General features: G+C 38.3%; 21 protein-coding genes. 1 reads left to right on the top strand and 20 read right to left on the bottom strand.

What is annotated here, in order from left to right:
* Nucleotides 1-16 precede the first annotated feature (16 nt).
* The 19 genes from ACR65M_RS05575 to ACR65M_RS05485 all read right to left on the bottom strand — a co-directional run bounded on the left by ACR65M_RS05575 (nt 17) and on the right by ACR65M_RS05485 (nt 12,162).
* Entirely contained in the window at nt 17-205 is a 189-nt protein-coding gene (locus tag ACR65M_RS05575; protein WP_440272782.1) for a PspC domain-containing protein, read from the bottom strand.
* 53 nt (nt 206-258) lie between these two features.
* The gene (locus ACR65M_RS05570; protein WP_440272781.1) at nt 259-450 is read right to left on the bottom strand and encodes a hypothetical protein; all 192 of its coding nucleotides are present in this window, start codon (nt 448-450) and stop codon (nt 259-261) included.
* 33 nt (nt 451-483) lie between these two features.
* The gene (locus ACR65M_RS05565; protein ID WP_440272780.1) at nt 484-990 is read right to left on the bottom strand and encodes a hypothetical protein; all 507 of its coding nucleotides are present in this window, start codon (nt 988-990) and stop codon (nt 484-486) included.
* A 21-nt stretch (nt 991-1,011) separates the two neighbouring features.
* Nucleotides 1,012-1,452 carry a hypothetical protein gene (locus tag ACR65M_RS05560; RefSeq protein ID WP_440272779.1) on the bottom strand — a complete coding sequence of 147 codons (441 nt, stop codon included), beginning with the start codon at nt 1,450-1,452 and terminating at the stop codon, nt 1,012-1,014.
* A 433-nt stretch (nt 1,453-1,885) separates the two neighbouring features.
* A complete protein-coding gene (locus tag ACR65M_RS05555; protein ID WP_440272778.1) occupies nt 1,886-2,113 on the bottom strand; it encodes a hypothetical protein in 228 nt (75 codons plus the stop codon).
* A 54-nt stretch (nt 2,114-2,167) separates the two neighbouring features.
* Nucleotides 2,168-2,704 (bottom strand): histidine phosphatase family protein, encoded by a 537-nt coding sequence (locus tag ACR65M_RS05550; protein ID WP_440272777.1) that lies wholly within the window; start codon nt 2,702-2,704, stop codon nt 2,168-2,170.
* Nucleotides 2,705-2,875: 171 nt separating this feature from the next.
* Nucleotides 2,876-3,373 (bottom strand): GNAT family N-acetyltransferase, encoded by a 498-nt coding sequence (locus ACR65M_RS05545; protein WP_440272776.1) that lies wholly within the window; start codon nt 3,371-3,373, stop codon nt 2,876-2,878.
* A gap of 39 nt (nt 3,374-3,412) precedes the next feature.
* Nucleotides 3,413-3,823 carry a GNAT family N-acetyltransferase gene (locus ACR65M_RS05540; RefSeq protein ID WP_440272775.1) on the bottom strand — a complete coding sequence of 137 codons (411 nt, stop codon included), beginning with the start codon at nt 3,821-3,823 and terminating at the stop codon, nt 3,413-3,415.
* Nucleotides 3,824-3,852: 29 nt separating this feature from the next.
* Complete coding sequence (locus tag ACR65M_RS05535) at nt 3,853-4,278, bottom strand: hypothetical protein (protein ID WP_440272774.1); 426 nt, start codon at nt 4,276-4,278, stop codon at nt 3,853-3,855.
* A complete protein-coding gene (locus ACR65M_RS05530) occupies nt 4,275-5,084 on the bottom strand; it encodes a DUF817 domain-containing protein (RefSeq protein ID WP_440272773.1) in 810 nt (269 codons plus the stop codon). The genes ACR65M_RS05535 and ACR65M_RS05530 overlap by 4 nt, the downstream gene beginning before the upstream one ends.
* A gap of 233 nt (nt 5,085-5,317) precedes the next feature.
* Nucleotides 5,318-5,836: a DUF4352 domain-containing protein gene (locus ACR65M_RS05525; protein WP_440272772.1), complete on the bottom strand. Its 519-nt coding sequence runs from the start codon at nt 5,834-5,836 to the stop codon at nt 5,318-5,320.
* Between the two features lie 176 nt (nt 5,837-6,012).
* Nucleotides 6,013-6,228, bottom strand: a complete 216-nt coding sequence (locus ACR65M_RS05520; RefSeq protein ID WP_440272771.1) for a hypothetical protein — start codon at nt 6,226-6,228, stop codon at nt 6,013-6,015.
* 2,042 nt (nt 6,229-8,270) lie between these two features.
* Entirely contained in the window at nt 8,271-8,765 is a 495-nt protein-coding gene (locus tag ACR65M_RS05515) for an NUDIX hydrolase (RefSeq protein WP_440272770.1), read from the bottom strand.
* Between the two features lie 574 nt (nt 8,766-9,339).
* A complete protein-coding gene (locus tag ACR65M_RS05510) occupies nt 9,340-9,828 on the bottom strand; it encodes a hypothetical protein (protein WP_440272769.1) in 489 nt (162 codons plus the stop codon).
* Between the two features lie 2 nt (nt 9,829-9,830).
* Nucleotides 9,831-10,190 carry a hypothetical protein gene (locus ACR65M_RS05505; RefSeq protein ID WP_440272768.1) on the bottom strand — a complete coding sequence of 120 codons (360 nt, stop codon included), beginning with the start codon at nt 10,188-10,190 and terminating at the stop codon, nt 9,831-9,833.
* A 165-nt stretch (nt 10,191-10,355) separates the two neighbouring features.
* Nucleotides 10,356-10,703, bottom strand: coding sequence for a rhodanese-like domain-containing protein (locus ACR65M_RS05500; protein WP_440272767.1), 348 nt, complete (start codon nt 10,701-10,703; stop codon nt 10,356-10,358).
* 14 nt (nt 10,704-10,717) lie between these two features.
* On the bottom strand, nt 10,718-10,984 hold the full coding sequence (locus ACR65M_RS05495; RefSeq protein WP_440272766.1) for an adhesin: 267 nt from the start codon (nt 10,982-10,984) through the stop codon (nt 10,718-10,720).
* A gap of 115 nt (nt 10,985-11,099) precedes the next feature.
* The gene (locus ACR65M_RS05490; protein WP_440272765.1) at nt 11,100-11,279 is read right to left on the bottom strand and encodes a hypothetical protein; all 180 of its coding nucleotides are present in this window, start codon (nt 11,277-11,279) and stop codon (nt 11,100-11,102) included.
* A 100-nt stretch (nt 11,280-11,379) separates the two neighbouring features.
* The gene (locus tag ACR65M_RS05485; RefSeq protein ID WP_440272764.1) at nt 11,380-12,162 is read right to left on the bottom strand and encodes a class I SAM-dependent methyltransferase; all 783 of its coding nucleotides are present in this window, start codon (nt 12,160-12,162) and stop codon (nt 11,380-11,382) included.
* A gap of 119 nt (nt 12,163-12,281) precedes the next feature.
* Here ACR65M_RS05485 and ACR65M_RS05480 point away from each other — a divergent pair, with 119 nt between their 5' ends.
* The gene (locus tag ACR65M_RS05480; RefSeq protein WP_440272763.1) at nt 12,282-13,013 is read left to right on the top strand and encodes a class I SAM-dependent methyltransferase; all 732 of its coding nucleotides are present in this window, start codon (nt 12,282-12,284) and stop codon (nt 13,011-13,013) included.
* Between the two features lie 93 nt (nt 13,014-13,106).
* Here the strand turns inward: ACR65M_RS05480 and ACR65M_RS05475 are convergent, their stop codons facing one another.
* Nucleotides 13,107-13,559: a GNAT family N-acetyltransferase gene (locus tag ACR65M_RS05475; protein WP_440272762.1), complete on the bottom strand. Its 453-nt coding sequence runs from the start codon at nt 13,557-13,559 to the stop codon at nt 13,107-13,109.
* Nucleotides 13,560-13,566 lie beyond the last annotated feature (7 nt).

Below are 13,566 nucleotides of genomic sequence, written 5' to 3'. Positions count from 1 at the left end.
CTAACGTATTTCTTTATTAATAAAGAGACCGTGGACTATCAGACATCGTATTTGCAAGAATGATATAGATTAGTATGTTCGCAGGTGGTAAAAGAATAAAGATTAGTCTAACAGCAAAAGAGGATATGCCAAAAAATTCAGCAATACCTCCACAAACACCAGTTATAGACCTATCTTTTGCAGATTTTCTTAGTTTCTGGTTCAAGTAAACTCCCCCTATTAGAAGAATGGCACCTCATCTTACTTTAGATCCGCCAATTAGTGTAAATATTTGAAACTTAAACCTATGTAAATTAATATCGAGAAGACCGCAAATCCTAAAAAAAATAACCCTTTACTGAGTTTTGACCAATCTTTCATCCAACCCCATCTCTTCTTATCCGTATCAAACCAAAAGTAATCTGCCACAATGGCAAATAAAATAATAAAAAGTGCAATAAAAGGACTCATTATGAAACCTCCATTTACCCACATATTTTACTACTAATAAACGATGTGATCTCCACCATCCCTAATGAAATCCATAATCCATATGATTCCCATGAAAAGGATCCAGATTAGAAATGGAATGATTAGGCTTTTTAAACCATGGCTCCAAGTGTATCTGTTCTTCTTTTTGCCTAAAATACGGTCTGTTACAAAAAACAAGATGGCAGCAACTAGACTTATCCATTGGAGAACGAAACCAAATAAGAAATGAAATACTGCTGACAGATATGGTTCCATTCGTTTTAACCTATTTTTCGTAATGAGTCCTGAAAGGAAGTCGCTAATGACAGAAGTTACCGTTCCGTAAACGAGGATGACTGGAAAGCTGTACATGAGGTAGAATGGTACTGTTGCTGAAAAACTCCACATATATTCTTTTATCGAGTTGATTTCACTCCCAAATGAACCTGGAAAAAATAAGCCAAACAAGATTGCGAAAAGGGAACTTGAGATAGATGCGGTTAGTAGCTTTCTAGGTAATACAGTTTTGATATAAGTCAAAATTGGAACACTCCTAGTAAATCAGCTTTGTTTTGATTTTAACACATTAATCCCCACCAATAGAACCATCCCTATTCCTAAGATAACCCAAAAATAGGAGCTTGTGAGGAGATTCTTGATATGAGGTGCAGCATCGTGGACATAGACCGCTATTACATACAGCCCTTCTTCAGTTTCAACTGCAATTGCTTCGGTGATTGGGACACCTTGTATCTTATAATAGCGTGTACCGATTTCATAATAGTTTGATGCATTTCCATAATAGTCCCCACTATACCCATCAGCCTCGGTTTCCACTTTACCTATCGCTTTTCCAAGTTCAGTTTGTTTGAGTAGCAACTCTTCTTTTACCTCGTATACTTTTCCATCATGAACGACAAAGAAATACGCCCAGCTAAGAGCGTGAGCAGAGATTGAATGCATCAATAAAACTAGGATTGTTATACAAAGGGCTTTTTTCATTTATTTTCTCCTCATGTCAAAATCCCTAAATAATACAAAACAAAATACATTCCAAAACACAAGATCGAGCCAACTAGAAATGGACTAATTTTTAATGTCATTTTCTCGTGCTGTGGTTTGTAGCTTCCCAAAAACATATCGAAAATGGCCTTTTGACTATTTTTCGAAAAGATATCACCCGTGGAACTCATTAAAAATGCAAAAATGATGAAAATGCAGGAACCAATAAACATTGTGTTTACGAGGTTTATATCCAAAAACAGAGATATACCGAAAAGCAGGATTAATTCCAGCACCGATACCAATAACACAAAAATCATATATCTCTTCAAGAAACCCACTCCCTTCTCTATATCTTACGTTTTATATTTACAGAAGTTTCAGTTTATTTACACAAAAATAAACGCTGACCTGCCATTGGGTCAACGCTCAATTAGTGCTTAGCCTTTGCTTTTTTTAGTTCTTCTACAATATATCTTGTGCCAAGGAGGGTACAAAGAATAACCGTAAAAATCAGGGTTATTAATAATGCGTGTGTTTGTAGATGATAGGACGATTCAACAGATGAATAGCCAATATTGGACATGACCGGAGCTATAATAAACATGCTGATAAAGAACAGGGCAATCGTTACCGAAAGCGCGAGTCCAAGTGTTTTCATGGGAATTCCCCTTTCACTTTTACTCTATAACTTTTTGAGAAATAACGTTACAGTTTATTCCCAAAGTCGCTTGAAAGTGATTTGATTTTCTCCAGTTAAGAGATATACATCCGGATTGCTAAGTGCTGCCCATTGCTCGAATCCAAAGTTTTTATTGTAATGATTTAATAGCAGTGACAATAGACCACCATGTGTCACTATAATTGTATTCTCAGCATCACTTTTCAAAACTTCATCAACAACCTCAATGATTCGGCTTACTGCTTCTCGACTCGATTCGCCACCTTCATATTTCAGATCAAAGTTCACATATGTATCTCTTAATTTATCATACCAATCTGGCATATTCCTTGCGCTTAAAACACGTTCTGATAATTGATGATTCATTTCGATAACAAGATCACGTTCACCTGCCAGTGCTTGAATTGTTTGGATGGCACGTTTGAACGGACTCGAAATGATTCGATCTACTTTTCGTTTTTCAAAAAAAGCAGCTAAATTAATGGCTTGTTGTTTGCCCTTTTCTGTTAGAGGCGCTTCAGGTTCCTGGCCCTCAGCCTCACAATGCCTGATCATATATATGTTTTTCATATGGTCCTCCTTTTAGAAACCGGATCTTTTTCTCCCCTGAGCGCATTCACTTACCATCTGTATGTTGCCAAGTCTCAATCGTGAAAGATTTTATTAGCATTTTTCCTTTTTATGTTAAGTTCCACAAAAAAGATGTGATTCCTGCTTGGATTATCACACCTTCTCTTCCTTCTATAAAAGCTTAGACATATAGTATTCATCCACAAACTCACCATCAATAAAAAGGGAATGTCTCTTCGTTCCTTCGATTTCAAAACCCATTTTTTGATATAATGCTAATCCCGCTACATTTCGAGTCACAACGGTTAATTCCAAACGATGGATTTGGTGCGCTAATGCCCACTTTTCAAGTTCTTCAAACAGGTTTGTGCCTACACCTTTACCTCTAGAATCCTTCAAGATACCGACAACAATATACACGGAATGCTTGTTTCTCCTGGCATTACCACCAATCGCCATTAGAAAACCGATTAATTGGCTTTTTTCTTCGGCAACAAGAATTGTAGAATTACCATTGGCACCAATTCTCTCAATCATTTTTCGTTGCTGGTCGGGATTTGCCTTCCTTTCCCCCGCCTCCCAAAGCATAAATTCAGAAGTCATTTCAACTTGTTGTGTAAGATACCCAAAATTCTCTGCATCTGAAGGTATAATTTCTCTTACAAGCATCTGCTCTCCTCCCCCGTACTTCAACGTTTCTATATTGAATTACCAATATTTCTCCATAATCACATAGGCTTTGCCACCTTTTTCAAAGCTAACATTGTTTTCTTGCAAACCAAATTTTTTATAAAAATCCATTTTGTTTTTTCTGGCATTACACCATATTCTTTTCAGCTCATGATTCTTTGCTTCCTTTAACACGTAGTCCAACAACGTACTTCCGTAGCCCTTGCCTTGTTCCTTTTGAAGTGTAGCAAACTTTCGAAATTGGGCTTCCTCATTCTTTATAAAAAGAGAAACAACTGATTTCAGCGTGTTACCTTCAAAAAGTCCAAAATGAATTCCTGCATCATCATCTTCTAATTTTATATAGTCAAAGTCTTTATCTGGCCACATCACTTTGTGCCGTACTTCCCAAGCTTGTTCTTTATTGATCCTTGTAATAGTTGTTGCCATATCCTCACCCTCATCAATTATCCTTACACTTATTTTAACCTTTTTAGTTCAGCGTCGCTTATTGATCCACCTGTTAATTCAAATATGATTTCCTTATTACTCTCCAAGTCTAATGTTACTTTTTTGTTTATCGGTATTCTATCACCATTATCCTCTATGTGGTTGTCCGTTAAAATAAAAACGTCCATTTCACCTTCACCCTCTAAAGTAAAATCTTCTTCTAGGAATTCAAACAAAAGTTCATCTCCTTTTTTTATTTTGGATCCGTCCGCATACACCGCCCCTTGTGTATGGTTACGTATATCTATTTCCAGACCATACATTTCAAAATCTGCATTGTTTTTTACTTTAATAATCATATTACTTTCATTTGGCACAATTGGAGTACCAGAATTTTCTGCACAGGCTGATAATAAAATAAGAAGAAAAAACAGTATCGACACTCGCATTTTCATTTTACCATCTCCTTTTTATAAAAATGACTAGTAGTAATCCTAGTGGAATTTTTCCCTTTAACCTGCTTCAACGTTGCTACGATAAGAAAGCTCACTATGACTAATAGAACCCATGAACTCACCTTACCTAAGTGAACGAGACTCCAGGCTTTGGTTTGGTTGGGATATTCCCAAGCTCCAAAGAATGTTGCAATATTTTCAGCTATCCAAATAAAAAATCCGATTAACATAAAAGAAAGGGCAATTGGCATCCGGTAATGTGTTCCATTAATCTCATATGTGACCCAGGATTTCCAAAAAACAACCATAACAAGCACCGCTAAGTACCAACGGACGTCAATCCAAAAATGATGTGTGAAAAAGTTCAAATAAATCGCAGCTGCAAGGGCGACCACTAACCAAAATGGTGGCCACTTTACAAGGTCCACATTAAGCCTGCGCCATGCCTGACAAAGATAACTCGCCACACTTGCATACATGAATCCGCTATATAATGGCACACCGAAAATTTTGAAATACCCTTCCTCTGGATAGGACCATGAGCCCATATGTGTCTTGAAAAGTTCAAGAGCCAGCCCGATAAGGTGAAACAATGTGATCACCTTTAGTTCATCCCGTGTTTCTAGGCCTGAGCGTACCATCCACCACTGCATCACAACACAGATGATTAGCAGCCAATCATACCGTGGCAAAAAAGGAAGATGTATGATTTTTGTAAGAGCCAAAGAGGCAAAAATAACCACAGGAAACAAACAGGAAAGGGCCTGCTCCCAACCAAAATGAAAAAGCTGTTTCAACGCTCTCATGATCCTAACCTCCAATTTGGGACCAGGAGACTGCCCCTGTGTCCCACCCGACATTGAATTATTCCTTAGTTGATTATATGTTATTATTTATTGTTTTTCAATAAAATATTATTGAAATTTAGATTTAATTTATTGTTTAAGATGATAGTATTAAAAAGTTTTCCTAGTTCACAAAAGAAAAAAGTGGCACCGGAATCTTATTCCAGTACCACTTCAAAAATTTATTGATATTTTTACTGAAAATCCTCTGCTGCTAGGCTCCATTCAAGTTTATTTGGTTCTGCTTTTCCACCCAGCAGAATTTTATATGTTTCCGATTCCCGAGCATCAAATATAATTTCACCAGTTATGGAATCACCTCCAGCAATTTCCCCTGAAATTTGTTTTCCAAAACTGAACTCTTTGCCAGCTGTTACGCTGTTCCAGTTAACGATGTCGTCCACAAAGATTTTAAATGGCAATACTTTTTCTAAATTTGTAGACTCCGATGCTCTACTCGTTATCGTTACATTTGCAACGACATATGTACCCCTTAAAGCCGTCTCACCATCCCCACCTGCTTCTTTCTTGACACTATTTATCGTTACTTCAAAATCCCCACCTTTGGTTGAATAAAGACCAGTTTCACCAATTGTTAAGATACCATCCTCGCTTATCCCGTCCCCACCTGTTTCTGAACTTCCACCCCCACCACAAGCGCTGACAAACAATACCAATACCAGCAGTACCGACCAAAGACTAAATTTTTTCATTGTTATTAACCCCCTTTTTCTGTATTTTAAAATTTACCAATTTTCAGAATTATTATACCAAAAGTCTTGTATAAATTAAAGAGTTTACAGGACAATATTATAAAAATTACGATTGGGCTTGCATTCATATAAGCGAATAAGTATGTTACTAAACTTGTTTTTTTATTTTGGTTGCACTAAAATAATTTTCTCACAAATACGGCTATTAGTACGATGATCCCCGCTCCCAAGACAGGGACAGAAAACAAAAGGAATGTATGCCAAGGACTCTTTGGATATTTCCATTCCTTTTCAAATGAGGACCATCCACCTGTAAGAAAAAGGTCCCAAAATAAATCACTCTTTCTTTTTGAATGATTTGTGGTGGATTGAGAGTCATTGTCTTTATTCATATAATTAACCTCCTAGGCATTTTGGGGCATATTTTGTTGCTCAGGCGGCTACTTCCTACAACCCTATATTTCTTAGTTATTCTTTACTCTCAATCTCCTATTTGATAGATTTTGGGTTCGGGTTCGGGTTCGGACACTAACTTGCTTTTTTGCTCCACCCTTGTCCGAAGTTCACACAGCTTCAGACACCAACTTACTTTTTCCACTTGCCCTTGTCCGAAGTTCACACAACTTCGGACACAATCTTGCTATTTCGATCTACCCTTGTCCGAAGTTCACACAACTTCGGACACAATCTCGCCTATTCGACTCGACCTTGTCCGAAGTTCACGCAGCTTCAGACACAATCTTGCTATTTCGAATTGCCCTTGTCTGAAGTTCACACAGCTTCGTACACTAATTCGTTTTTTCGACCCACCCTTGTCCGAAGTTCACACAGCTTCAGACACTAGACCACTTTTTCAAGTCGGACTTGTACAAAGTTAGCAAAGCTTCGGACATTAACTTGCTTTTTCGACTTGACCTTGTCCGAAGTTCACACTACTACGGACACTAACTCGCCTATTCGATTGGACCTTGTCCGAAGTTCACACAGCTTCGGACACTACGTGGCTATTCCGGCTCGACCTTGTCCGAAGTTCACACAACTTCAGACACTATCTTGCTTTTTCGACTCGCCCTTGTCTGAAGTTCACACAGCTTCGTACACCAACTTACTTTTTCCACTTGCCCTTGTCCGAAGTTCACGTAGCTTCGGACAGGATCTCGCTTTTTCTACTTGCCCTTGTCCGAAGTTCACACAACTTCGGACACACACTCATTTTTTCGACTCGACCTTGCCCGAAGTTCACACAGCTTCAGACACCAACTTACTTTTTCCACTTGCCCTTGTCCGAAGTTCACACAACTTCGGACACAATCTTGCTATTTCGATCTACCCTTGTCCGAAGTTCACACAACTTCGGACACAATCTCGCCTATTCGACTCGACCTTGTCCGAAGTTCACGCAGCTTCAGACACAATCTTGCTATTTCGAATTGCCCTTGTCTGAAGTTCACACAGCTTCGTACACTAATTCGTTTTTTCGACCCACCCTTGTCCGAAGTTCACACAGCTTCAGACACTAGACCACTTTTTCAAGTCGGACTTGTACAAAGTTAGCAAAGCTTCGGACATTAACTTGCTTTTTCGACTTGACCTTGTCCGAAGTTCACACTACTACGGACACTAACTCGCCTATTCGATTGGACCTTGTCCGAAGTTCACACAGCTTCGGACACTACCTGGCTATTCCGGTTCGACCTTGTCCGAAGTTCACGCAGCTTCGGACACACACTCGCTTTTTCGACTCGCCCTTGTCCGAAGTTCACACATCTTCGGACACAAGCTTGCTTTTTCGATCCGACCTTGTCCGAAGTTTACACATCTTCGGACACAATCTTGCTTTTTCAATTCGACCTTGTCCGAAGTTCACGCAGCTTCGGACACAATCTTGCTATTTCGATCCACCCTTGTCCGAAGTTCATACAACTTCGGACACAACCTTGCTTTTTCGACTCGCCCTTGTCCGAAGTTCACACAGCTTCAGACACAAACTCGCCTATTCGATTCGACCTTGTCCGAAGATTACACATCTTCGGACACAATCTTGCTTTTTCGACCCACCCTTGTCCGAAGTTCACACATCTTCGGACACCAACTTGCTTTTTCGACTCGACCTTGTCCGAAGTTCACACCACTTCGGACACTAACTCGCCTATTCGATTCGACCTTGTCCGAAGTTAACACAGCTTCGGACACACACTCGCTTTTCCGACTCGACCTTGTCTGAAGTTCATACAACTTCGGACACTATCTTGCTTTTCCGCCCCGTCCTTGTCCGAAGTTCATACAACTTCGGACACTATCTTGCTTTTCCGCCCCGTCCCTGCCCGAAGTTCATACAGCTTCGGACACACTCTTGCTTTTTCGACTCGATCTTGTCCGAAGTTCACACAGCTTCAGACAAATGAGTTTGGAAAAAACAATGCACCTACCACTATTATTTTAGAACTGGCTCAACCATGGGCACTCTGTTGAAATCCACGACATCGTCCCCGTCATAGATGAATCGATGTTCATAGTTCGTCTCGTCTTGTAAAATTTCTCGTAAATAATATTTCAAATTTGCTAAGCCTACGTTCTTCGGATGCATGATCCAGGATAGGTCTTTCCAATCCAAAATACCTTCATCGGTTTTGAGTGGAGTAGGGTAATGATAGGATTCAGGCAGCTCAGCAACATAAACATACATTCCATCAAAATAAGAATGAGATGGGTTTGTCCATGTAATATTACCTTTATGCCGTACGTTTTGAGGTTCCATCTCAATCCCCGTTTCTTCTCGTATCTCTCGAATGATACATTCAAAGGGGTTTTCGCCTTCCTCTAATTTGCCGCCAACACCATTCCAAATTCCCATCCACTCAGGGGATTCTCGATTAAGAAGTAGTATATTATTTCCTTGCTTAATAAAACAAATTGTATATGAAAACATTTTAATTCCTCCGTTAAATAATACTTGTATTATAAATTCAACAAAAATTATCATTAATCCTTTTATAACTAGTTCATTAAACCAATCTTAAGGAATTTGTGGAAAAAACTTACTGTTTTTATGTTAAACTGTTAATAGTGAATTGGTTTGTGGAGGTAAAATAATGAAAGAAACAATCGGAATATTTCTTATTCTACAATCTATACTAACTTATTTAACTATCGATATACTTTATGACCCTTTCCCTTACCAGTTAGAAATAACAGAATGGAATTCGGGAACTACTACTACTACAACAACGTATAATCATCCTTTTTGGTATTACATAATCCATATCATTTTAATTATTACTTTTATACTGGGGCTATACTTAGTTTTAAAAAAAGTAATAGTAGAGTGTACATTTCATCTTAAACGGGTGCTTTGGTATTACAAAAATAGATAATACATACACAAAAACCACCTTACTAATGTCGGTGGTTTGTCGTGTGAAGTTTATGTACTTTCATTTAGTTCATCCTACACTAGCTTTCTTGATTCAGCACTCATTCCCGATATATCCTTTCCATCTTCCCTATAGCTTTGTGTATGTATGGCCATCATCTTTCACACATGAAAAGCCTGTCTCGTCCAATGCGTTGAAGATGCAAAAATAGCTTGCGCCTATTTGGAACCCAATTCCGTGTAAAATGCCTGGGGATGCCTCAATGATCTCGACTTTTTCAATCTTCTTTCCAATCATTGAAGTCACATTTTCAACCATGTTTTCTTGCCACCCAAGCTGTAAATTCTGACTTCCGTACCAGTCTAAACCTTCATTCACATCTATTTCATCCCAGGTAACAGAAACACAATTTTTAAAGGAACAAAACTCTACTTGTTTTCCTCCGTTAACTAAAATAACTGGACAGTCCGACCAAAACTCACCATCTTTTGCGTGATGTACAGTTATAATTGCTTCAAGTTGCGAACCTTTTAATCTCCTTAACCCTTCTCCATGTTCTTTCATAAACTCATAAGTATCCGAAAAGAAAATTGGTTCATACTCTTTAATCCCGAACATAATCAAACTTCACCCTTTTTAAGTGACGTACAAAAACTCCTTAATGTGTGAAGTCTGCCCGTTAAAATAAATAACTCGTCGTAGTTTCTCACGACGTATTCCTCAATCACATCCAAGCCCTTTTGAACATCATCAACTAATAAAATTGTGTACTTTTCGTTCCAAGAAAATCGGTTAATTCTCCTAAGTTCGGATGCGTTTAGATGAAACTTAAATTCTTCAATTAGTAGCTTCACTTGGTACCATTTATCCGGATTTTCTATGTAGGTTTTATGTTTACTTTCATAGTTTTCTTGAACGAGTTGAATAAAACCATCAATTTGATCAGCCAGCATCGTCGCGATTCTCATCTTGTAACTCATTTTGCCATCTCCCCTCAGATACCTGACTTAGAAACAGGAGGACTACACACCTAAATATATGTTTCTATTATACATTCATGAAGGGTAAACAATAAATCAAATCCAGACATTAAAATTAAGTAACAAAAAGCGATTGCCTACTTTCGCAATCGCTGTCGTTTTTGATTATTCTGCTCTGTTTTCTAAAAATTCCTTCCAAGCCGTAATTCCACCATCTAATACTGCAACATTGTATTCTTGATTTGAAAGGATGTTTGCACATTTTGTGGCGGAGTTTCCAGTTGTGCATGTTACGACTATTTCTTTATCTTTTGGAAAGGATGCAACTGCATTACTCTTGTTTTCTTCTGATTTAAAAATTTCATCTTTATGAATGTTTTGACTCTCAACATTTTGGCCTTCAATATGAAAATCATTGTATTTCTCTTCTGCTCTTACGTCTAAAAGGACAATCTTTTCCTGAGTATTCATTTTCTGAAATAACTCCTCAGGTGTAATCTTTTTAAGGGGCATTTTTATTCCTCCTTTTACGAATAGTTTCCTGGTCCTGTTAAAACCAATCCTACTCCATTTTCAGTTTCCTCTTTGTCTAATGTTAAGACTTCCGTTCCAGTTACACTTGGATCAAAGGCTACTTTAATTCCTTTAATCGTTTGAACACGGTCAAACTCATGTGGTTCATCTAGCGCTAAAGCAATTTGCGGACCATGTTCCTGACTAGGAACTGTGAAAAGACGAATTCCCACAGCACCTGACTTTTTCAATAATTGTTTCGCCTCGTCTGTTATGTACATCATTTTCTCCTCCTATCCATCAACACATTCATTATAAACCTTATCTTTAGTAGACCCAACCCTATTGGGACGATGGACCTGTCCCTGTGTCCCTTACTATTGCCAATCTTTTATATTACTTGAATAGAAGAATGGATCCAATGATGGCTGCGGCACCAATGATACCAAGTAAGATGTCATATATACTGTCTGAATTCATGAAATACCTTAGATTTCCTATTCCAGATACGATAGATACTAAGCCTAAAATCAAAAAATAGAGTGGATGCTTTTTTTCTTCTCTATTCTGTTTCATTAACTCACTCTCCCATAATAACTAAAAATATGTAAAACTTAATGCGTCATTATGTGAATTTTAACATGAACCTTCAAAAACAGGTTGTTTTAAATCCAAATCATCTTTTTCGAAACCGCAAAATAAGGACAGGTGGAATCTCGAGCCAATCAAATTTATCGGTCACATTTTGGAAACTCGGCTCTTCCATACCGTCCAATACAAAATTAGCCTCGAAAAATAGATTGTGATAGTACGATAACGGACGATGGAACATGAGATGTGGGCTGGACTGACCTTTTATGCCAATGGCTTGGTAGGGTTCTGGGTTGAGATATTTTAATAGTTGAATACTATTTGTAGTGATCACATTTCCATCCCTTTCTTCTGTCTCCGTAACTTTACGGACACCAGGGGGTTGAAAACATGGATGCGTGATAGAAAAGACGAAAACTCCATTTGGCTTTAACATCTTATGTAAGGATTGGACCAAGGGCGTAATATCCGCAATATCCATTAAAGCCATATTGGCTACTGCACTATCAAATTGTTCAGTTCCCAGTTCAGACAATTCCTCGTAACTGGTTGCGTCCACAACTTTATAATCGATTTGATTTATGTATTCCTTCGTTCTCATTTTTGCCCGCTCTATCATTTTTTCAGAGTAATCAAAGGCAATAACATCTGCTCCCAATTCTGCAAGTCTCCTTGAAAAGTTTCCGTTACCGCAAGCAATGTCTAATATGGTCTGGCCTTCTTTTATGTTTAATAATTTTTCAGTATAAGGGCGAATCAGTTCACGGTGATATCGATTACTCTCATACCCCATATAATCATCCCAAAGTTCCGCATTCTCTTCCCATCTTGCGTGTGAATCTTTGATTAGATCCTTCCATTCACTCAATCGGCATTCCCCTTTCGACCCTTTCTATAAAACGATGAGTTCACCCCATATTTTTACAATACATGTTAAAATAACCATTAGCAATGAGTAATTAATGTGGGGAAGGGGTTATGACGTGTATGGAATTTCGAGGAGCAAGTGCATACGATCACGAGGACTTTTTTTCAAATTATATGAAGCGGAGAGGCAGAAAGGATAGTCCAAATAATGCAATCGAAGCCCCGATTATTTATGAGCTAATCGGTGATTTTCAAAATAAAAGTATTCTAGATTTAGGTTGTGGTGATGCATCCTTTGGCAAAGACCTACTGAGTCAAGGTGCATCCTATTACACGGGTGTAGAAGGTTCCGAGCAGATGGTTTCAGCTGCAAAACTTAATCTTAACAGTGAGTCTGGAACCATTTATCATGAAAACTTAGAAACATACAGCTTTCCTTCAAATCACTTTGATATCGTCACCTCACGCTTCGCGATACACTATATTTCAGACATTCGGTCTCTTTTTCAAAACGCGTATCATGCATTAAAAACGAATGGAAAATTCGTGTTCAGTGTCCAGCATCCCCTCACAACTTCCTCTTTTATAAGCAAACAAGCAGGAGATAAGCGTGGGAACTGGGTAATTGATGATTATTTTCTTGAAGGTGAAAGAAAAGAACCTTGGATAGATCAAATCGTTGTAAAATATCACAGGACGATTGAGCAATACTTCCGGGGTCTTACTGAGACTGGTTTTAGAATCGATGATTTACGTGAAGGGTCTCCCCAGCGAGAACGTTTTTCAAGTGATGCTGAGTATAAAAGAAGACAACGAATTCCAGTCGTATTGATATTTTCTTGTAGGAAGTGACCGCCACTTTTACTAAGAAAACAAACTAAGGGACAGTGGCCCTGTCCCACTTTATTGGCAAACTCCTAATGGATTCGGTTACGTTTAGATCTCTTACAAAGCTACTGCGTAAATACGCGAACTCGTTCCCCACGGATGATAGCCTGTACCAATATGGTTGAACCCGTATTTTTCATATAAACCAATGTGATCTGTGCAAAGATATAAGTTTGAAAAACCTCCAGCTTTTGCATCATTTTTAGCTCGTTCTAACAGGAGTGACCCATAATTATTACCTCTGTACTCTTCTTCAATGTATATAGCACACACCCAAGGATACAGGTCCATCCGGCTTATAAAATCATTTGTAATCAGGCCAGCACAGCCAATTACTTTTTCTTCATCCATCAAAAGATACCATTGTGGCAATGGGTTCGTGTTCGAAATGCAATGTTCGATACAATCTTCATATACCTTCAAGCTTTGTTCACTAGCCCATTTGCTTTGAATATAGGTTATCGCACTTTTCATATGTTCTGGATTTTCTTTAATAGAGATTATTTTCATTTTCCGC

Source organism: Ferdinandcohnia sp. SAFN-114 (genome assembly GCF_059415045.1).
Note: the sequence above shows the minus strand (reverse complement) of the source record. Positions and strands in the feature narration are given on the sequence as shown.